Here is a 1,581-nt window from a genome sequence, read left to right as displayed (position 1 = left end):
GGGGTCAGTAGCGCAGCGCGTACGAGACGCGCCGCCGCCAGGACGTGGAGCGCCGGGCGCTGTGGTGGCGGGCGTCGGCCTCCAGGACCTCGGTGGCCTTGCGGACCCGTTCCTGCGCGATGTCGACGGCCTCGTCGAGCGGCATGACCAGCGGCAGGTCGAAGAGGTCGACGATGCGCCGTACGCGCTCGGTGACGGTGCCGCCCACCACGTGGTAGGGGATCTCCATTTCCTCCAGGGTCGCGATGAGCAGTTCGTCCGACATCTTGCGGAATGGTTCCGAGACCGGCCGGTGCCCGTCGGCCTTCATCTCGAACTCCACGGGCAGGTGCACATAGGCGTCGTAGATCCGCTTGGCGCGGGCCTTGGTGATCTGCCCGTAGGCGTTCATGTAGTCGCGGTAGAAGCGCTTGACGGGCAGCCCGGCGACGTTCTTGATCGCCTTGACGAGGAAGCCCGCTCCGGGGTTGATGCCGACGCGCATCCGCGCCTCGCCGTAGATCCATTCGTGGATCACCGAGCCGTCGGAGACGAAGGAGCCGGGCAGTGCCTCGTTGTGGATGCGCTCCTCCAGACGGCGCAGGCCGAGCGCCATCAGCTCGGCCGCCGACAGCTCCTGCACCTGCTTGCCGGGCACGAGGTCCAGGAGGATCTCGCGGGAGGTCATCGCGTGGGTGCGCGGGATGCCGGTGGCGACGGAGACCGCCTCGGTGGTGGTGCTCTTGCCGCTGGAGTACGTGCCGGAGATGGCGAGGTGGATGACGCGGTCTTCCATGGCCGGTGCTGTTCCTTCCGTGAGGTCCGTGAGATCCGTGAGGTCCGTGAAGTCCGTGAGATCCGTCAGGTCCGTGCGGTCCGTCAGGTCCGTCAGGCGGTGGTCCGTGGTCATCCGCCGAGCCCCAGTCCCCCGCTGACCGGCAGCACTGCCCCGGTGACGTACCGCCCGGACTCCCCCGCCAGATAGCGCACGGCCGCCGCGACGTCCTCAGTGGTGCCGGGGCGGCCGAGCGGGGTGATGCGGGCCAGGTCCGCGCGGCGGCGGTCGGTGACGCTGCGGCCCATCTCGGTGTCGATGAGGCCGGGCGCGACGAGGTTGACGGTGATGTTGCGGGGCCCCAGCTCCCAGGCCAGGGAGCGGGCGAGGCCGAGCAGCCCCGCCTTGGACGCGCCGTAGTTGGCCTGGCCGGGCGCGCCGAAGGCGTACACCATCGACGAGATGAGGACGATGCGGCCCCAGCGGGCGCGGACCATGGAGCGGGCCGCGCGCCGCACGACGCGGTAGGCGCCGCCGAGGTTGGTGTCGACGACGTCGAGGAAGTCCTGCTCGGCCATCCGCAGGAAGGGCATGTCGCGGGTGATGCCCGCGTTGGCGACGAGCACTTCCACGGGCCCCTGCACGGCCTCCACCTCGGCGAAGGCCGCGTCCACGCTGTCCGGGTCGGTCATCTCGGCCCGTACGCCGAACAGGCCGTCGGGCGGCGCGTCGCCGCGGTGGGTGACGGCGACGTGCTCGCCGTCGTCCCGCAGGGCGCGGGCCACGGCGAGCCCGATGCCGCGGTTTCCGCCGGTGACGAGCACGGA

General features: G+C 71.2%; 2 protein-coding genes. Both read right to left on the bottom strand.

Going from position 1 to position 1,581, the window contains the following annotated elements; all coding sequences use genetic code 11:
* Window positions 1-4: 4 nt before the first annotated feature.
* On the bottom strand, window positions 5-889 hold the full coding sequence (locus ACFU99_RS43115; protein WP_384404111.1) for an AAA family ATPase: 885 nt from the start codon (window positions 887-889) through the stop codon (window positions 5-7).
* Window positions 886-1,581: SDR family oxidoreductase (locus ACFU99_RS43110; protein ID WP_384404107.1), on the bottom strand; the 696-nt coding region annotated here is incomplete at its 5' end. The genes ACFU99_RS43110 and ACFU99_RS43115, both read right to left, overlap by 4 nt.

The organism is Streptomyces sp. NPDC057654, assembly GCF_042800135.1.
Lineage (GTDB): Bacteria > Actinomycetota > Actinomycetes > Streptomycetales > Streptomycetaceae > Streptomyces.
Note: the sequence above shows the minus strand (reverse complement) of the source record. Positions and strands in the feature narration are given on the sequence as shown.

Bases quoted from the DNA above. Each gene is read 5' to 3' on its own strand.
- ACFU99_RS43115 (WP_384404111.1), bottom strand. From the start codon at position 889: ATGACCACGGACCACCGCCTGACGGACCTGACGGACCGCACGGACCTG.